This is a genomic window from Roseibium sp. R5, from assembly GCF_055755305.1.
Genome location: NZ_CM146910.1, coordinates 4246621 through 4265661, shown reverse-complemented (window position 1 = coordinate 4265661; position 19041 = coordinate 4246621). Strand labels below are relative to the sequence as shown.

16 protein-coding genes are annotated in these 19041 nt (G+C 55.9%); 6 read left to right on the top strand and 10 right to left on the bottom strand.

The features are described 5' to 3' along the window. Positions 1–25: 25 nt before the first annotated feature. Positions 26–238, bottom strand: coding sequence for a DUF2842 domain-containing protein (locus tag AC0J4F_RS19830; protein ID WP_040451813.1), 213 nt, complete (start codon positions 236–238; stop codon positions 26–28). Positions 239–374: 136 nt separating this feature from the next. Here AC0J4F_RS19830 and AC0J4F_RS19825 point away from each other — a divergent pair, with 136 nt between their 5' ends. Next, positions 375–1502 carry a COX15/CtaA family protein gene (locus tag AC0J4F_RS19825; protein ID WP_133950508.1) on the top strand — a complete coding sequence of 376 codons (1128 nt, stop codon included), beginning with the start codon at positions 375–377 and terminating at the stop codon, positions 1500–1502. Positions 1503–1573: 71 nt separating this feature from the next. On the opposite strand, the gene AC0J4F_RS19820 is transcribed toward AC0J4F_RS19825, so the two are convergent. The 4 genes from AC0J4F_RS19820 to AC0J4F_RS19805 form a co-directional block, all read right to left on the bottom strand. Next, positions 1574–2854 (bottom strand): O-acetylhomoserine aminocarboxypropyltransferase, encoded by a 1281-nt coding sequence (locus AC0J4F_RS19820; RefSeq protein WP_133950506.1) that lies wholly within the window; start codon positions 2852–2854, stop codon positions 1574–1576. 140 nt (positions 2855–2994) lie between these two features. Next, the gene (locus tag AC0J4F_RS19815; RefSeq protein ID WP_209177551.1) at positions 2995–3147 is read right to left on the bottom strand and encodes a hypothetical protein; all 153 of its coding nucleotides are present in this window, start codon (positions 3145–3147) and stop codon (positions 2995–2997) included. Positions 3148–3906: 759 nt separating this feature from the next. Next, a complete protein-coding gene (locus AC0J4F_RS19810) occupies positions 3907–4437 on the bottom strand; it encodes a CoA-binding protein (RefSeq protein ID WP_306147309.1) in 531 nt (176 codons plus the stop codon). A 5-nt stretch (positions 4438–4442) separates the two neighbouring features. Beyond that, positions 4443–5264, bottom strand: a complete 822-nt coding sequence (locus tag AC0J4F_RS19805; RefSeq protein ID WP_420338036.1) for an enoyl-CoA hydratase — start codon at positions 5262–5264, stop codon at positions 4443–4445. A 102-nt stretch (positions 5265–5366) separates the two neighbouring features. Here AC0J4F_RS19805 and AC0J4F_RS19800 point away from each other — a divergent pair, with 102 nt between their 5' ends. Continuing rightward, positions 5367–6254, top strand: a complete 888-nt coding sequence (locus tag AC0J4F_RS19800; RefSeq protein WP_473024433.1) for a DUF1194 domain-containing protein — start codon at positions 5367–5369, stop codon at positions 6252–6254. 11 nt (positions 6255–6265) lie between these two features. On the opposite strand, the gene AC0J4F_RS19795 is transcribed toward AC0J4F_RS19800, so the two are convergent. After that, positions 6266–6607 (bottom strand): hypothetical protein, encoded by a 342-nt coding sequence (locus AC0J4F_RS19795; RefSeq protein WP_473024432.1) that lies wholly within the window; start codon positions 6605–6607, stop codon positions 6266–6268. Between the two features lie 217 nt (positions 6608–6824). Here AC0J4F_RS19795 and AC0J4F_RS19790 point away from each other — a divergent pair, with 217 nt between their 5' ends. Continuing rightward, entirely contained in the window at positions 6825–7511 is a 687-nt protein-coding gene (locus AC0J4F_RS19790; RefSeq protein ID WP_208326740.1) for a DUF2161 family putative PD-(D/E)XK-type phosphodiesterase, read from the top strand. A 22-nt stretch (positions 7512–7533) separates the two neighbouring features. On the opposite strand, the gene AC0J4F_RS19785 is transcribed toward AC0J4F_RS19790, so the two are convergent. Beyond that, positions 7534–9720, bottom strand: a complete 2187-nt coding sequence (locus AC0J4F_RS19785) for a putative bifunctional diguanylate cyclase/phosphodiesterase (protein WP_473024431.1) — start codon at positions 9718–9720, stop codon at positions 7534–7536. Between the two features lie 305 nt (positions 9721–10025). Between AC0J4F_RS19785 and AC0J4F_RS19780 the strand changes: the two genes are divergently transcribed. Then, complete coding sequence (locus AC0J4F_RS19780; RefSeq protein ID WP_473024430.1) at positions 10026–11012, top strand: calcium/sodium antiporter; 987 nt, start codon at positions 10026–10028, stop codon at positions 11010–11012. A gap of 15 nt (positions 11013–11027) precedes the next feature. Here AC0J4F_RS19780 and AC0J4F_RS19775 read toward each other — a convergent pair whose 3' ends face one another. Both AC0J4F_RS19775 and AC0J4F_RS19770 read right to left on the bottom strand, forming a co-directional pair. Then, positions 11028–12320: an MFS transporter gene (locus AC0J4F_RS19775; protein ID WP_473024429.1), complete on the bottom strand. Its 1293-nt coding sequence runs from the start codon at positions 12318–12320 to the stop codon at positions 11028–11030. Between the two features lie 85 nt (positions 12321–12405). Further along, positions 12406–13134 carry a spermidine synthase gene (locus AC0J4F_RS19770; RefSeq protein WP_473024428.1) on the bottom strand — a complete coding sequence of 243 codons (729 nt, stop codon included), beginning with the start codon at positions 13132–13134 and terminating at the stop codon, positions 12406–12408. 195 nt (positions 13135–13329) lie between these two features. Here AC0J4F_RS19770 and AC0J4F_RS19765 point away from each other — a divergent pair, with 195 nt between their 5' ends. Both AC0J4F_RS19765 and AC0J4F_RS19760 read left to right on the top strand, forming a co-directional pair. Continuing rightward, complete coding sequence (locus tag AC0J4F_RS19765; protein ID WP_473024427.1) at positions 13330–14313, top strand: LysR family transcriptional regulator; 984 nt, start codon at positions 13330–13332, stop codon at positions 14311–14313. A gap of 138 nt (positions 14314–14451) precedes the next feature. Beyond that, the gene (locus AC0J4F_RS19760) at positions 14452–16887 is read left to right on the top strand and encodes a GcvT family protein (protein ID WP_473024426.1); all 2436 of its coding nucleotides are present in this window, start codon (positions 14452–14454) and stop codon (positions 16885–16887) included. 32 nt (positions 16888–16919) lie between these two features. Here AC0J4F_RS19760 and AC0J4F_RS19755 read toward each other — a convergent pair whose 3' ends face one another. Further along, a complete protein-coding gene (locus AC0J4F_RS19755; protein WP_473024425.1) occupies positions 16920–18956 on the bottom strand; it encodes an ASKHA domain-containing protein in 2037 nt (678 codons plus the stop codon). Between the last annotated feature and the right edge of the window lie 85 nt (positions 18957–19041).

The window sequence follows — 19041 nt, the reverse complement described above, 5'->3', positions numbered from 1 at the left end:
GCCCGCACTTAGATCGTAATCGCAGTCAGCTTTTTTTGCCGCGTTCCATCCACCAGATGATGGCGCCTGCAGGGATGACCCAAGCAAGACCGGCAATGGCAAAGTAAGTGAACTGGATAAGCGTCGACGATTCCTGCAATCGGGGCGAGTCGCCGACCACCATTGCGGTCAGAGCGTAGACAATCACGAACAAGACGAGCGCGACCATACCGATAAACTTGCGGAGCGAGGGAACCATTCTTGACCCGTTCTGTAACCCAAAGAGCGATGATTTGCCGCGACCCGGCCACAAAGGCTTGCCGCTTTTCCCCAGCACCTATATCTCCCGATACCAAAGGTCAAACCGGTAGACGGATTTTGGAGACAACAGGGCAATGACAATGTCCACGGACAGCCTGGGAACGGCCGGCCAAACAAAAGACATCAAAGACCAGGAATTCATTCGCTCAAGCCGGGCGATGATCCGCTGGTGGCTCTACGGCGTCTGCTTTCTCATACTGGTGATGGTGGTCGTGGGTGGGGCGACCCGTTTGACCGAGTCCGGGCTTTCGATCACGGAATGGAAACCAATCCACGGCGTGATCCCTCCACTGACAGAGGCGGAGTGGCAGGTAGAGCTGGAAAAATACCGCCAGATTCCGGAATACCAGCTGATCAACAAGGGCATGAGCCTTGATGAGTTCAAATTCATCTTCTGGTGGGAATGGGGACACCGTCTGCTCGGACGGGTGATTGGCGTTGCCTTTTTTGTACCTATGGTCGTGTTCTGGGCGTCTGGGCGTATTGAACCCTGGCTGAAGCCACGGTTGGTCGTTGGTCTGGGCCTTGGCGGTCTGCAAGGGTTTGTCGGCTGGTGGATGGTCGCTTCCGGCTTGGTAGAGAGAACAGATGTCAGCCAGTACCGCTTGGCAGCACACCTGACCCTGGCCTTCATTATCTTTGCGTATCTCTTCTGGATTGCCCGACGACTGGCGCCACATGGTGCGCCGCCCGCTGATACACGCTCCGCGTTGCTACCGGTTGGCTGGGTGTTTACAGGCCTGCTGTTCTTGCAGCTGTTCTTTGGCGGCCTTGTCGCGGGTCTGAACGCCGGTTTCACCTACAATACATGGCCGCTGATGGACGGTCAGATGATCCCGTCGGGTCTGTTGATGCAGTCACCTGTCTGGCTGAATTTCTTTGAAAACGTCCTGACCGTTCAGTTTCAACACCGGATGGTTGCCTATCTTCTGGGTGCTGCTGCGATTTTTCTGGTATGGCGGACATGCGTTGTAACGGATGCCAAACGGATCCGTTTGCCGGCGTTTCACCTGGCGGCCTTTGTCTTCCTGCAGATGGTTTTCGGGATCGTCACGCTGCTGGGTTTTGGAAACTACACCGGGGAATTGTCCATGCATCAACTCGGTGTGGCGCTTGTCCACCAAGGCTTTGCTGTCTTTGTGATCGCGGCAACGATTGATTACATGGCGGCCTTGAAGGGCGAGTACCCGATCCGGAACTGACGGATGCCCAGGGTTTGAAATGAAAACAGCCCGCCAAACCGGCGGGCTGTTTTTTGTCCGTTAGCTAGTTGTTAGCCAGCGAGAGCCTGCTCCAGATCGGCAATGATGTCATCGACATCTTCGAGACCAACCGAGATCCGGACAACATCCGGGCCGGCGCCTGCAGATGTCTTTTGGTCATCCGACAGCTGGCGGTGAGTAGTGGACGCCGGATGAATGATGAGGCTCCGCGTATCGCCGATATTGGCAAGGTGTGAGAACAACTCGACCTTGGACACGAGGTTCACCCCGGCGTCGTACCCGCCTTCAACACCAAACGTGAAGACAGCTCCGGCACCTTTCGGCATGTACTTTTGCTGAAGCGCATGGTGCGGATCCTCCGGAAGGGCCGCATAGGACACCCACTTGACCTTGTCATGCCCGGACAAATGCAACGCGACTTTCTTCGCGTTGTCTGAATGGCGCTGCATGCGGAGCGGCAGAGTTTCGATACCCGTCAGGATCATGAAAGCGTTGAACGGCGAAATCGCCGGGCCCAGATCGCGCAGACCAAGAACACGGCAGGCGATCGCGAAAGCGAAATTGCCGAAGGTCTCATGCAGAACCATGTTCTGATATTCCGGACGCGGGGATGACAGAAGCGGATAGTTGCCAGATGCGGACCAGTCGAAGGATCCACCATCAACGATAATGCCGCCCATGGAGTTGCCGTGGCCGCCCATGAACTTGGTCAGGGAATGCAGGACAATGTCGGCGCCATGTTCGATCGGCCGACACAGGTACGGAGAAGCCATGGTGTTGTCGACAACCAGCGGAACGCCTTTTGCCTTGGCTATGGCGGCAATAGCTTCAATGTCAACGATGATCCCGCCTGGATTGGCAAGGCTTTCGATGAAAATTGCACGGGTCTTGTCATCAATCGCCGCTTCGAAGGACGCCATGTCTGATGGATCAGCCCATTTCACGCCCCAGCCGAAGCTTTTGAAAGAGTGGTTCAGCTGGTTGATGGAGCCGCCATAGAGCTTGTTGGCCGCCACAATATTGTCGCCCGGCTGCATGAGCGTATGGAAACAAAGAAGCTGTGCCGAGTGACCGGAAGCGGTTGCGAGCGCGGCCGTACCACCTTCAAGTGCTGCAACGCGTTCTTCAAGAACGGCAGTGGTCGGGTTTGTGATGCGGGTGTAAATATTTCCAAAGGCCTGAAGGCCGAACAGCGACGCAGCATGGTCGACATCGTCAAAGACAAATGAAGACGTCTGATAGATCGGTGTGACCCGAGCGCCGGTTGACGGATCTGGTGTCGCGCCTGCATGGATGGCCAGCGTGGAAAAGCCTGGAATATTTTCGCTCATAAAGAACCTCCCTTGGATATGTGGCGCGCAGTTTGGTCAAAGCCGTGCGGGAGGTCAAAGGATTGATTTCTGAAACCGCGAAAAAACGGAAAAAACGTTCTTTTTCTGAAAGATAATTGGGTCGGATACTGCTGCAACGCTTAGGGCGTTTTGACAAACCGCCGCGGCGAGCGTTCATCGCGCTCCAAATTCATGTCGGTTTTTATGACAAGATAGATGCCAAACATGAGAACACTGGCCGCAAGAGGCATCACCAAAGCGAGGAGGCCCGTATCTATAACTTCGTAAAGCATGGACTCGTCCGATCCCAACATGGAACTACTGTGATGCAATAAGGATAGACCCGTCATGTGCATGAATTGGTAACACCCGTTCCGAAATAAAAAATAAAATTTCCGGAAAATTGATGAAAATTCTAAATAATGACATGTATTCAGAGATTCAGATGCATTGACTATTTGAAGTCGAAGAATGACGAGCAAGGTGGCCAGCCCAACTCAGCCAATACTCATTACACGACCTGTCTTGCGACATCGCGTGTTTTGCCCGCTCTGGCTAGTGCGCTTAGGGAGCTTGCAGTTTCGTCACCGATATCAATCTGAAATAGCTCTGAAGATGAGCACCATGACGATGGCGACAACCACAACCAGGTGATAGATAGTGAACTGCGTGAACGGATCGACCATGAATGCCTCCTGCGGGAAAAGGTCAACAAGTCGTTAAAGTGTCTGTTCGGAAAATAAAGATTGGGCAAAGAATTTCGCTAACAGTTTAGTCAACTGTTAATCATTGCTGATCTCTTAACGATACCTTTGATTGGATCCCGAATGAAATGCAATCAGGGGGTGTTTTCTTGGTTACCTGTTTCTATACGGTTTGTCAGAAAATCGTTTGTTTTTGAAGCAAATAGACATTTGCACCGTCACTGTTGCTGCAAAAACAAAAATGGCCCGCGACTTTTTTACTGCCGTTCCAGATAGTTGTTTCTGAGGCCAAAAAATGAAATTTGGGCTTTCTTTGGTTATAAATTGTGCCCAATAGGTGCTGAGAACTTAGGTCTTTTTCGTAGGCGACAAGCCCCGGTGCTGGAAACCGGCTTTCAGGGCGGGGCGCTTTGAGGAGAGTGTCCGGGAATTGACACCGGCCCAGCCAATCTCCCCAGACAGCCGCCCATATTCGATCTTGGGGCAGCGGTCCATGACCACCTTGATACCCGCAGCTTCCGCTCGCTGCGCAGCCTCTTCGTGGCGCACGGTCAACTGCATCCAGATAACCTTCGGCAATTTGCCGCTTGCGATCACGTCATCGACAATTTGGCCCGCCGCCTCGGAATTCCGGAAGATATCGATCATGTCCGGCGTGTCCGGGAGGTCTTCCAAAGACGCGTAGGCCTTCTGTCCAAGGATTTCCTTGCCCGCTTGTCCGGGATTGATCGGCCAGACATCATAGCCTTTGGAAAGCATGTATTTCAGCACGAAGTAGGACGGGCGCACAGTGTTCGCGCTCGCCCCGATCATCGCGATGGTCTTCACCTCATCCAAGATGCCCTTGATGTAGGTGTCGGAATAGCTGTCGTGGTCCATCTGTATCAGCTGTCCGTCCATTCCGGTTTGCGCTTTTGCAGGAAAGCATTGATGCCTTCTTCGGCATCGCGGGCCATCATGTTCCCAACCATCGTCTCTGCCGCGAAATCGTAGGCTTCAGACAATGGCATTTCGAGTTGACGATAGAAGGCTTCCTTGCCGATCTTCACGGTATGGGCAGACTTGGAGGCAATGCTCTCCGCGTATTTCTGAACGACCTGCTCCAGGTAGTCGCGCGGGACGATCCGGTTGATCAGGCCAAAGTCCTTGGCGGTCGATGCGTCGATGCTTTCGCCGGTCAAAAGCATTTCCATCGCCTGTTTTGGAGCAACGTTCCGGCTCAGCGCGACCATCGGCGTTGAACAAAAGAGGCCGATATTGACGCCAGGCGTACAGAACGTGGCGGTATCTGTTGCAATTGCCAGATCGCAGGACGCGACCAGCTGACACCCGGCAGCGGTTGCAACACCTGTCACGACAGCAATGACCGGCTTTGGCAGCCGTACAATCTGCTGCATGAGGTCCGAACATTGGCGCATGATCCGCTCGTAGGTCGCCTTGCCACCGTCAGCTTCGGCCCGCGCACTCGTCAGTTCCTTCAGATCGTGGCCTGCGCAAAAGACCTTGCCCTCTGCGCCGAGGAGAACCACCCGTACATCCGGGTTCTCCGCCGCTTTAGTCAGTTCGGCGGACAAAGCGCTCATCATTTCGCTCGAGAGCGCGTTCATCCGTTCCGGGCGCTGCATGACGATCCGGTACACACCTTCATGCAGAAGCGTTGCCAGCATTGGTTTTTCGGCCATGTCGTTTGCAGCAGCGTCGGTCATGGAAAACTCCCTGAAGTCTCTATTTCAAAGCCTTATAGCTGAACTCCTGTTCGTCGGCGAGTACCCGAAACGTTGCAGTCAATATTCGTTCCTGACGATCATTTGACACAAAGCGGAGGATTTCCTCTGGTCGGCGGGCCTGACTGCATTATTCTCAGTTCTATGAAGAGCCTCGTCTCAACCCTGATCACCGCGATCGCCTTGTTAGTGGGGCAATTTGGTTCAGCTTCCGTCAAAGCGGCTCAACCCGTCGACGTCGCTCTTGTTCTGGCCGTTGATGTCTCACGGTCCATGTCGGCGGAAGAATTGGCCATTCAGCGGGACGGATATGCCGCTGCGATTTCGCATCCATCAGTCATTCGAGCTGTCGAACAGGGGCTTCATGGCCGGATTGCACTGACCATGTTTGAATGGGCCAACGATGCGCATATTCGCGAGATCGTACCCTGGACCCTCATTGAAACGCCGCAAGACGCAGAGGGTGTATCAACCATCATCAGCGAAGATCAGACCATTGGTCAGCGCAGAACCTCGATTTCCGGTGCGATCCGGTATGCGTCGAAGTTGCTGCTGGATGTCCCTTTTCAGGCGGATCGGCTGGTTATCGACATATCCGGCGATGGGCCCAACAATCAGGGCATCGCTGTGACCCGTGCCCGGGACCTGGCAGTGGAGGCCGGTTTTGTGATCAACGGATTGCCATTGATGACGACCGGCGGATTTGGTGGCCAGTTCAACATTCCGGATCTCGATGAATACTACCGCCGGTGCGTGATTGGCGGGCCGGGCAGTTTTGTTATTCCGGTAAACGATTGGGCCCAGTTTCCAGAAGCGGTTCGCCGGAAACTGGTCCTGGAAATCGGTGGGCGGGTTCCAGAAGAATCAGCACGCGTCTACCGGGCGCAGATCACGTTCGGCCAGCCTTATGATTGTATGGTCGGCGAGAAGATGTGGCGCAACTTGCGCGAAAGATTTTTTCTCGACCCTTGAATGTGTGGCCTTCAGATCCGTGGCCGACTTGCCCTGAACGCACGCTTTTCGCTGTATGCCTGTACAGCATAAGCTCCGGACATCGCGATCAAAGCCGCAGCTAGTCCGATGGTCACATCAACGGCGCCGGAAAAGGGCAGCCTGAACGCGTATATGAAAATTTCGATGTAGCTGACTGTGAAGCCAATCACGAGACCTATCGCAAGCAAGATAGAAATGCGGTCGCTTCCCCATCCTTTCTGATCGCGGGTCTCGCTCTGGAAGTGTCCGGAAACGCGAAAATATGCCCAAATGATAAACCCGAAGACCGCGGCAGAAAGGGCCATGACCGCAGCAGGTTGTATGATTTCCATTTTGTCTGGATCCCATTTTAGGAATGCTATCCGGGCCGGGTCGTCCGGGAGTGAGAACAACATGGGAATCAATTGCGGCAACGGCAAGAGGCCGCTCAAAATTTCCGGTTCTGGCATCTTCCGGTGTTTGCATCCAATGCAAGGAAGTCGTGGTCAACCTGCATCCGGCTCAGATCGCTGCTGGACCCGGTATTGGCGCAGCCATAGGATCGCATCCATGGCACGCATTCTGGAAACCGAGCTTTATGAGCCGGTCAAGGCATTCTTGGAAAAACAGGGGTATGAGGTGAAGGCCGAAGTAGGGTCGGCCGACATTGTGGCTTGCCGGGGTTACGACGATCCGGTGATCGTGGAACTGAAGACCGGCTTTACCCTTAGCCTGTTTCACCAGGCCGTTGACCGGCAAGGGGTGACCGACTCGGTTTATATCGCCGTTGCGCGGGGCAGCGGGCGCCGGTTTCAAGCGGCGCTAAAAAGTAATCTCAAGCTCGCGCGCAGGCTGGGGCTTGGACTTATTACGGTCCGGCTCGCCGATCAGCTGGTCGAAGTTCACGCTGATCCAGCGCCCTTCACACCGCGCAAGATGAAACCGCGGAAAGACCGGCTACTGCGTGAATTTGCCCGCCGTGTCGGAGATCCGAATACCGGTGGCTCGACGCGCGTCACGCTCGTCACGGCCTACCGGCAAGATGCCATGAGATGTGCTCAGTATTTAAGTGAAAATGGTCCAAGCCGGGGCGCGGAGGTTGCCAAAGCGACCGGCGTTGACCGGGCCACACGGATGATGGCGGATGATCACTACGGTTGGTTCGAACGGGTGGAACGTGGGATTTACGGTTTGACTCCGAAGGGCGAAAAGGCGAGGGAAAACAAGATAATTGAAGCATCTGAAAGCAAAAAATAAGGGGCAATTCTACATAGAGATTTCAAAACAGGGCGTTTGACGAAAAGCCTACGGCATCTCCGGGAACCGGATGGCCAATCAGGAAACCTTGACCGAACGCCACGCCAAGGTCTTGAAGCGCTGCAAGCTGTTCCTGTGTCTCGATGCCTTCGGCAACAATTTGCTTGCCAAGCTTGGCTGTGAGCTTTGCAATCGTTTCGACGATTGCCATATCGACATCGGATGTCAGCATTGAGCGAACGAAAGACACATCGAGCTTCACCAGATCAAATTCGGTTTCTTTCAAGTGCAATAAAGAGGCATGTCCGGTTCCAAAATCATCCAGCGCGACGGTAATGCCGTTTTCTCGCAGGTGCCGAAGTATACTGGAGACGTTTTCGCGCTTCCTGGTGAGAAGAACATCTTCGGTGACTTCTACTTGGATGTGGCTTGGCTTTAACCCCGCTTTGGTAATGGCCTCCATCAATCGATCGACAAATTGAGCATCACGCTGATAGGCCTGAAATTCGGGTGGAGAAATGTTGAACGCGATATGGCCAAAATCATGTCCCGCGTTGAGCCATGATGAGGCTTGATCGAGGGCGCGCAAACGAACCATCTCTCCGATACGGCGCGCGAGCACGCTGTCCTCGAACACCTCAGAGTAGCTGCTTGGCGGAACCAGCGTACCGTCCTCGTTGCTTAGTCGCAGCAATGCCTCGAATCCCGCCAGCTTTTGCGACTGCAAGTCAGCTTTCGGCTGAAAACACAACACAAAGCGTTCGTCGGTTAAGGCACGCCGTGCAGAGTTTAGGGTATTCGTTCGGTTCAGAGCTGCTGTGAGAAGCGCCTCCGAATAACAACGCACGGCATTTCCGCCCGACGCCTTTGCGTCATAGACGGCAAGGTCGGCTTGCTGAAGGAGGTCGTTTACATCCGAACCGTTGGTGTGTGTTTTCTCTGCTAGTCCTAGTGATGCTGAGCACTCGAACAAAAAACCTTTCCAGGCAATTGGCTTTGAAATCTCTTCAAGCAAGCGTTTGAAGTACTGAACAGCCTCCCCCCAGCTCAACTGAGCAGAAAAAATGACCGCAAATTCGTCTCCACCAAGCCTGATAACGATCCCTGTATCGCCTATGTATTCGACGAGCCTCTCGGCCAAGACGATGAGGGCACTGTCACCGGCAGGATGGCCGTGGCAATCGTTGATCTCTTTGAAGTCATCAAGGTCAATAATCGCGACCCCGCAGGACCGGCAATTGGATGAACTTTTGTGCAGGAGATCGTCCGCAATCCGCATGAAGTAGTGGCGATTGTAAAGACCGGTTAGCTGATCGCGTTCCGCATAGTACTGGGCAGTGTCCAGGAGCTTCCGATATTCGGTAATGTCACTGATCGTTCCGCCCATCTTGGTCGCGCGATTTTCATTGTTCCAAACGGCATGTCCGCGCGCGCGGACCCAAATCTGTTCGCCATTTTTGTGCAACAGCCGCAAGGATAGATCGAATGGAACGCGATCCTTGAGATGTTCTTTGAACACTTGTTCGACATTCGCCCGGTCTTCAGGATGAATGATTTTGATAAACAGGCCAGGTGCATTCGGAAGGGTTTCTTCGGTGTAGCCCAGCCGCAGTTTCCACTGTTCTGACATGTAATTGTGTTCGTCGTTGAGGTCCCATTCCCAGACGCCCTGGCTGGCCCCCGAAATGGCAAAAGCGTATCGCTCTTCACTGAGCCTCAAGGCCTTGGTGCGTTGTTCCAGTATCTCTTCCTGGCGCTGGTGCAAGTCGCGGAGTGCAACTTCGGCTGATTTCAGCGACGTGATATCCTGGATGAACCCGTAGGAGCGCAGATGTGTGCCGTCGACATCGACAACTGCAACGCCGCGTTCCCGGACGAAGATCTCTCCTCCGCCCGTTTTGATAATGCGGTACTCAAGCTCAACGATGTTTTTGGTTTCGCTTAAGCGGCGGGTCTGGGTCCTGTAGTGCTCCCGGTCATCTGGATGCACCCATTCCAGATCGGCATCCATTGAGGTCGCGCGGCGCATGAATTCTTCAACGGTGACACCATGCATGCGAGCAAGCTGCTCGGAACAATAGGTGCAGTTGTCTGTGATTTCGTCCCATTCCCAATAGCCGATGCCGGCAAGTGCTTCGACTTCTTCAAACAGCTCTCCCGGTCGCCGTAGTGTTTGAACCGGGTAGACTTTGCTGACCTTATTGTCCATCGAAGCTTGCGCTCACTGCAATTGTCAAAATCGAAAACAGTGAGCGGAGAATAGAAGCTTTTTGCTTCCAAATGCTTTGCTTTTTGTCAATTTCATGGAACATGAAAATTAGCTGATACTTATAACGATAGTCTTGGTGAAGAGTTGGGGTAGATAATTCGTAATTGTTCCAATTTCTTTCTGCTGCCGGGGGGGGCGAGCCGACAGCGTGTTGTTTTCTGCACCCTGCGCGGTTCGCCTCTTGTGGGCGGTCATGACAACAACCAGATGCAGATCTTGGTATTCTCGGGGTCATGGAGCTCCAGGTGTTTGAAATAGCGGTGCCGCTGATCGGCGGTTTATTTCTTTTGATCATAGGTGGAGAGTTCTTGGTGCGCGGGGCTGTAAATGCCGCGACGCATCTGGGGGTGTCGCCGCTCGTGATCGGCTTGACCCTGGTCGGGTTCGGCACCTCGACGCCAGAACTTGTTACCTCTGTGCATGCCGCACTTGTGGGTGCGCCTGGCATTGCTTACGGCAATCTTGTCGGATCGAACATCGCCAACATATTGCTGATCGGCGGTGTCGCGGCGCTGTTGTTTCCGATCGCCGTGTCGACCACGGCGCTTAAACGCGATGCTGGGGTGATGCTGGCCATGACCTTGGTCTTTGCGGGCGTTGTCACCGTCATGGATGCCAGTCGGTTGGTCGGCGGGGTCTTCCTTGCAGCTCTATGCACCTACATTTACATGGCCATCCGGCAGGAGCGGGCAGCCGTTCAGGAAAACCGTGGCGCCGTGCATGGAAAAAGTACGGCGTTGATCGAGACGGATCCGGTTTTGGACATTCCAGCACAGCCGAAAGGTGGTCTGGTGGCCGCGCTGCTGCTCGCGCTGGGTGGTTTGGCGCTGGTGGTGTTCGGCGGCAAGTTCCTGGTGGAGGGCGCTGTCAGCCTGGCGCGCAGTTTTCGAATTTCGGAAACAGTTATTGGCCTGACGATCGTCGCGATCGGCACCTCCATGCCGGAACTGGTGACATCAGTCGTTGCCGGCTTGAAACGTCAGACAGACGTTGCGTTCGGCAACATCATCGGGTCGAACATCTACAATATTTTGGGGATCGGTGGTGCAACGGCTCTGATCGCGCCGAGCGAAGTTCCGTCCCAGATCATCAGCTTCGACAATCCGGTCATGATTGGCGTTTCGGTGATCTTCGTGATTTTCGCAGCAACCGGCCTACGGATCGGCCGGCGCGAGGGCGCAGTGCTGCTTGGCGGATATCTTGTCTACCTTTATGCCCTTTGGCCGTCCTGAACAAAGGGTGTGCCGCTAGACCTGTTTGTCGTCTGAAGGGGGCATTCCCACATCGGCGTCTTCCAGCGGCAGAGCTTCGTCCTCGCCGGCCGCAAGTGTCGCGGTTTCTGGTGTGACCATACGGGCAGGGGCGCTGACCTGAAAAGCGCCCTTGTCTTCTTCGGCAACCGCCGCCCGCCGGGTCATGCGCCACAGCGTGAAGGCAATCATGACGACGTGAGCGCCGATGGTCGTGATGAACAGGCCTTGCGGGCCGATGCTTGTCATCATGACACCGGCAATCAGCGGTCCGATAATGGAGCCGATGCCGAACATCATCAAAAGCCCGCCTGACACCTGAATGGACGTTCCTGGAGGGGCATGGTCGTTGGCATGGGCAACGATCACAGGGTACATCGCAAAAATCGCTGCACCGAAGACGGCAACCAGCAAAAGGTTCGTGAGCTGGCTGTCGGGGAGCAGCACCACGAAGGCGATATCGGCAGCAAGTGCAACAGCGGCCACAACGGCCAAAACGATGCGGCGGTCCATGCGGTCGCTCAGATATCCGATCGGGATCTGGGCGACGGCGCCTGCAAGGACCGGGATGCTTGCAAAAAGCGCAATCGACGTCAGTTCAAGACCCACCCGCCCGGCATAGACGGCAGCCAGCGTCCCGAAGGCAGCGTTGGAGATCCCGACGAGAAACACGGCCGCAACGGCCACCGGAGAATTGTTCCAAAGGACGCGCATATTGAGCTGCACCGATGTCAGCGGAGCCGGCGAGGCGGACGTCGATAACGCCGTTGGCACAAGAGCCAGGCAATAGACAATGGCGCCAATCGCAAAGAACAGGAAGCTCATCGTGTCGCCGAGCGAGATGACCATCTGCCCGGCTGTTAAAGCCCCAAGATTGACCATCGTGTAGACACCGAAAATGGTGCCGCGTGTGTTGGCCTCGGACTTGTCGTTGAGCCAGGATTCCACGATCATCGCAGCGCCAGCAAAGCAGAACCCGGAGACGGCCCGGATCGGGATCCACGCCCAGGCCTCGACCAGGAGCGCCTGCAACAGCATCGAGACGGCGGCAAAGGCGCACATCACACCAAATGTTCGGATATGACCGACGGCCCCCACTAGCCGGGGAACGAAGATGCACCCGAGCACATAGCCGATCGCCCAACCGGTTCCCAAAAGGCCTAGCGAACTTGCGGAAAATCCCTCCGCAGCTCCGCGAACCGGCAGGATGAGGCCGTGAATGCCGCCGGCAAAGAGCAAAAGCGCGGAGCCGAACAAGAGCGCCGTAATGGGAATGATTTGTCTGATCATGCCCGCCACAGTACTGATTCTGAAGACAAAAGGGTAGCGGCGCGCCTGAGACCTCCCGGATGAGGGCGGTCTTTCTCACCGATCGTTATAAGCTATGTGCCTTCCGGCCGAGGTATACGGATTGCGTCACTTCGCGCCCGTCCTGAAGTGGGTTTTCGAACACCACCGGTTCCGCCCATGCCTCATCAAACGCTTCTGCAAGTTTGGCGGTGATGGCAGTATCCGGAGCTTCGTCCGACCAGAGGCCAATGACGCCACCGGGTTTCAGGAATCGTTGCACGCCAGTGAAACCTTCAAGGGTGTAGAAGCCCTTGGACCCTGAATGCAGCAACCGCTCGGGCGTGTGGTCAATGTCGATCAAAATGGCATCGTATTGGCGTTTCGGACGACTGGCATCGAAACCGTTCTCTGACACTGCGAGGCCAAAGAAGTCTCCTTGAACCAATTGGCAGCGCGGATCATCCACCAGTTCGGTTTGCATCGGGACTAGCCCCTCCTGATGCCAGCGGATGACCGGTTCCAGAAGATCGACGACGGTGAGGCTGGCGACCGTGTCATGGGCCAAAACCGCCTGTGCGGTGTATCCAAGGCCGAGCCCGCCGACCAACACCTCCAACCCATCGCCTGACAGAGCTTCCACACCGAGATCCGCCAGCGCCACCTCGGAGGCGGTGAACAGGCTCGACATCAGGTGCTCTTCTCCAAGAAGAATTTCGAAGACGTCGGTTTTCAGCGCCAGAAGATGCCGGCGGCGGAGAGACACGGCCCCGATCGGTGTCGGGGCATAATCCAGTTCTTCAAACATCTTACTCATGCTGCACCATGACGGTTGGTTGGTGATTTGGGAAGGGCGCGAACGCTCTTCCCCCAAACTAGACGCGATGAAGAGCCGCGTTTCTATGGCGCTATGATTTAGGTGAGTTTTTTATAGGTTCGAACTTATTGGACTTTTGTTTCGAGTTGATCGAAGTTCAGCCTGTTTCTCACGTCTATTGAGTTGATTAACCGCATGCCACGTTCATCTGCCCGCAAAGACCTTACCTTGAAAGCTCTGGAACTCTTTCAGATCTGCGCCCGCAAGTCGTCGGTTCAGGCGACTGCTGATGAAACAGGCTTGTCGATCAGCACTGTTTCGCACCACCTGCGCAGCCTTGAAGAACATCTTGGCGTAGAGCTGTTCGATCATGCTCGTCGCCCTATGATGCTGACGCCCAAGGGGCAGATGTTCTTGAAGGAAATCGACGTCGCCCTCGGGTCCATCCGCAAGGCGAAGGCGGAAGCTAGTGCCGGGAATGTCACGGAAACCAGTTATCTCAGGTTCGGCAGTATTGCCGACATGGATAGCGATATTACGCCTGACCTTGCGGTTTACCTTTCCAGAAAAATGCCCCAGTGCAATTTCGTTTTCCGGTCCGGATCCAGCCGCGAACTTCTTGACATGCTGCGTGACCGCCAGTTGGACATCGGCATAGCGACCACGCCGCCAGAGGGGGTGAATAACCTGCAGGACACCCCTTTGCTCCGTGACCCATTTGTGGTGGTGCTGCCAGAAGGGCGGACTGAGGAGACAGCAGATGTTCTGGCCGGCAAATCGGATCTGCCTTTTCTGCAGTTTACCAGTGACCTGCTCATAGCTCGGCAGATCGAAGCACAATTGCGCCGGTTGGGAGTGGCGATGCCCGACCGTTTCGAATGCGGCAACAACCAGACCCTCATGGCAATGGTGGCGGCAGGTGCTGGATGGACGATAACAACACCTTTGCTGTTCTCCAGGGCACGCCGGTTTCATTCAAAGCTTCGCATGCTCCAGTTTCCGGGAAAAAGCTTTGCGCGGACGCTGTCTCTCATCACCACGACGGATTGCGCTGGATCTGTGCGTGGTCTCATCGATCAGAATCTCCGCAAGCTGCTGACACGCCATGCGCTGACCCCCATGCATCAAAGCAACTCTTGGCTTGAGGACCGATTTTGTCTGGTCACGGGTGCTGATTGACCGGAATGCCTCGGTCAGTATTTCGTATCTACGAGTTTTTCGAAGTCCAATTTTGATATTTTGAAAAGTGCAGTCCGCCACATTGCCACTTTGTTCAAACTGCGGCACCCCGGAAAGAGGGGATGTCGGAGGTGTTCCATGAAAACGCGTACGCAAGTGGTTGTGATCGGTGGAGGTATCGCCGGGTGTTCGACGATCTATCATCTTACTCAGGAGGGGTGGACAGATGTCGTATTGGTCGAACGCAATGAACTCACGTCCGGGACGACGTGGCATTCTGCAGCCCAAGTAACCAACTTCGGCATGAATCAAACCATGGTCGGTTTGAAGAGCCATTCTATCCGGCTCTACAAGGAGCTGGCAGAAGATCCAGATTACCCGATCAACTATCACCATGCAGACGGTGGCATTCGACTTGCGAACACCGAAGCCCAGATGCAAGGCTACCGGCACTTTGCGTCAATGGCACGCGGCATGGATGTCGACTTCGAAGTCATTGATGCGCAGGAGTGCGCACGCCGCCATCCCTTGATTTCAACGGACAATCTGCTTGGCGGTCTTTGGGATCCGCTCGATGGCGACATCGATCCGGCACAGCTTTGTCAGGCGCTGGCCCGCCGTGCCCGCAAGGCCGGGGCGGCCATCTATCGCAACACGCCAGTCACGGGCCTGACACAGCACAAGGATGACACCTGGACAATTCAAACCGAGCATGGAGACATCGACTGCGACATTGTCGTGAACGCTGGTGGATACCGGGTGAACGAAATCGGGGCAATGATGGGGGTTCATCATCCCGTCGCCTCGATGGAACACCAATACTTTCTGACCGAGGAAATACAGGCGATCAAGGAGGCAGAGCACCGGATGCCGTTGCTCCGTTGCCCGATCAGCGATTACTACTGCCGTCAGGAAAAGAACGGTTTGTTGGTCGGCTTTTACGAGCAGGATTGCAAGACGTGGGGTATGGACGGGATCGATCCGCATTTTGTCAACGCGCTCTGTCCGGATGATCTGGATCGGGTAACCGACGTCCTTGAGGGTGCTTTTGCCCGCATGCCTGCATTGATGGACACTGGAATTCACACTGTCATCAACGGTCCGATCACCTATACAATCGATGGCGCACCGTTGGTCGGACCGATCCCGGGCAAACGCAATGCTTTTTGTATCATCGGGCTTAGGGCCGGCTTGGGCGAGGGGGGCGGACACGGTTGGCTGCTGGCGCAGCAAATCGTGCACGGCGAGGCGTGCTACGACACATGGTGCCTCGATCCGCGGCGCTTTACCGGCCACGCCAATGTCGAGCTCACCGCTCTGAAAGCCATAGAAGACTACCAGAACGAGTTCCGATTTCACTTCCCTCACGAACATCGCCCAGCCGGGCGGTCCGCCAAGACAACGCCGCTGACACCCGTGATGGCGGCCGAAGGGGCAGAATTTACGGTGGTGAACGGCTGGGAACGCGTGGATTACATCAAGCCGTCACCGGGGTTTCATCCAACCCTCGGATTTCATTTTGATGAGGCATTCGATGTGGTCGCCAGCGAGGTGCAACACATCCAGGCAAATGTGGGCCTCTGCGAGGTCAATGGCTTTAACCGGATTGAGATTACCGGTTCCGACCGGCACGCATTTCTCGATCGTCTGTTCTGTGGCACCGTCACGAAAAGGGAAGGTCGGGTCGGTCTCGGGTATCTGCTCAATCGGCATGGCATGGTCAAGGCCGAGGCAACAATCGCCAACATTCCGGCTTCGGATCGTGGGCCGGCGCGTGTCTGGTATGGGTCGGCAGCAACCTCCGAATATCATGATATGGATTGGCTAAAGTCCCATCTGCGTCCGGATGAAGATGTTGAGATCAGGAGCCTGACCAACGACCAAACCATTCTGGTTCTGGCAGGACCAAAGGCGCGGGTGGTACTGCAATCGGCCAGCCGGGGCGACTGGTCAAAGGAAAGATTCCCCTGGCTGTCGGTGCGCGAAACCTTCATCGGGTATGCACCGGCAACCGTTATGGGGGTCAGCTTTTCCGGCGAGCTTGCTTATGAGATCCATGTCCCGAATGCTTCACTCTATGCTGCCTATCTGGCGCTTAGGGAAGCTGGAAAGGCGCATGATCTGAGACTGTTTGGCGCAAGAGCGGTGGAGTCCATGCGCATGGAAAAGGGCTTCTTGCACTGGAAGGCGGATCTGATAACCGAATTCGATCCTTTTGAAACCGGGTTGGATCGCTTTGTGAAGCTGGATAAACCCGATTTTGTCGGCAAGGACGCCTTGATACAGCGCCTAAAGGACGGGCCGAGGAAGAAACTTGTGACCCTTAAAATTGACGCGACCCACGCACCCGCATATGGCGGGGCCTCGCTGATGCAGGGAGACACCGTTGTGGGGACGGTCACTTCCGGCGACTGGGGCCATCGCAGCGGCCTGAATCTCGCCTATGCGTTTGTCGACACTGCGCTTTCGGGAGAAGGAACGGTGCTTGATCTTGACCTTCTTGGAGCCAGGGTCAGCGTTGAGATCATCGCTCCGTCCCCCTACGATCCCGGTCATACAAGGATGCGCGGGTAGGGGCACGGGCCATTTCACTGAGACAAAACAGACTAGCCGCGCCGTCTCCGCCGTCGCCGGCCGTCGCCTGTGCCCTCCGCTTCGACCGGGTCCTTGCGTTCGGGGAGCTCGACCGCGGAGCGAAGGTTCACGAACGGATCGATCTTATTCGGCAGGGCCATGGCGTTGACGAAATGTTCCTGGAACTTGGGTTCCAGCGCTGTTTCGATCTTTTCGATGTTGTGAACTGTTTCTTCGATCTCGCGCCGGTAGCCCCGATTGAGCAGCGCCATGCGGGCGCCGGTGCCGGCGGCATTGCCGACGCCGGACACGCCATCCAGCGCGCAGTCCGGAATAAGCCCCAGGATCATTGCGTATTTCGGCTCAATGTAGCTGCCAAAAGCGCCTGCAAACCGGATGCGGTCGATGTGATCGCTGCCGAGCTTGTCCTGAAGCAACTTGATGCCGGCATAGAGCGCGCCTTTGGCAAGCTGAATGGCGCGGATGTCGGTCTGTAAGATCGAGATCTCAATGCCGTCTTCGGCAATGACATATGAGAATGTCCGGCCCTCAGAGCGGATCCGGTGCGTTTTTTGTGCCATGGAGCCGTCAATCACGCCGTCTTCGGTGATGAGACCAGCGAGATACATTTCCGCGACGGCCTCGATGATGCCGGATCCGCATATGCCGGTGACGCCAACGCTGTCGATCCTTTCTGAAAAGCCCTCTTCATCCGACCATTCGTCGACGCCGATCACCTTGAACCGGGGCTCCAGCGTGTCCTTGTCGATCCGGATGCGCTCAATGGCCCCGGGCGCTGCGCGCTGGCCGGAGGAAATTTCCGCACCCTCAAAAGCCGGACCGGTCGGGGAGGAGGCGGCCAGCAGTCGATGCTTGTTGCCAAGCACGATTTCCGCGTTGGTGCCGACATCCACAAGCAGTGTCGTTTCTTCGAGCGAATAGGGGCTTTCGGAGAGCGTGGCCGCGGCGGCATCCGCCCCGACATGTCCGGCGATACACGGCAACATGTAGACCCGGGCCCCCGGATTTAGATCAAGGTCAAGATCACGGGCGGTCAGTACCATGGCATCGGAAGCGGCCAACGCGAACGGCGCGCCGCCGAGCTCCACAGGATCAATCCCGAGGAAGAGGTGGTGCATGACCGGGTTGCCAACAAAGGTGGCGTCCAGCACATCGGCGCGCTCTGCGCCGACATCACCAACCAGCTTGCCGACAAGGGCATTGATCGCCTCGCGTACCGCCTTGACGAGATCCGGCAGTTTCGTCGGATTCATTTGGACATAGGAAACCCGCGACATCAGGTCTTCGCCAAAGCGAATCTGCGGGTTCGAGGTGCCGGCGGAAGAGACTGTACGCCCGTTTTGAAGATTGCACAGATGCGCGGCAATCGTGGTTGACCCGATATCAACGGCCAAGCCATAGACGGCCTGTTTTTCACCCGGCCACAGCGCCACCAGTGTTGGGCCGCTCGAAATGTCCGTGTGGATGGCGGCAGTGACCGTCCAGTGTCCCTTGCGCAGGATTGTCTGAACCTTTGGCAGCAGGACCGGATCGGTCGCCAGCGTCTCAACGCCGGCCTCTTTGGCGAGCGCCTCGCGCAGGCGGTCAATGTCACCGCGCGGGGTTTCCATATCCGGTTCGTCGATGGAAACAGTCACCAGCGAAATCGCACTGTCCGGTTCAATCGTCTTCGCCTCGGCCCGCTTGCGCACGACCTGCCGGTTCGTCTGGGCGTCGGTTGGAATGTCGACGACCAGGTCGCCGAGGATTTTCGCCTGACAGGAGAGGCGCCGGTCGTCCGGCAGATTGCGTAAGGTGGCGTAGCGTGTTTCCGCTTCTGTTGCACCCTCAAGGTGGTCTGCGGCGCTCGTCAGGTTTTCCTTGGCGAAGGTGCCTTCGGAGACGGAGATCTGGCAGCGCCCGCAAATACCGCGCCCGCCGCAGACCGATTCCACGTAGACACCAAGAGAACGCGCGGCATCAAGAAGCGGTGTTCCGACTTCAAATGTGCCACGCCGGCCACTGGGCTGGAAAACAACCTTGGCGAGTTTCGCGGTGCTCTCTGACATGTCCTATTTGTGTCCAAGCGGTTTTCGGTTCAGTTTTTCAATGATCTGGCGCGGTCATGGCAAGACCCGGGATCGGCAAGCCGCC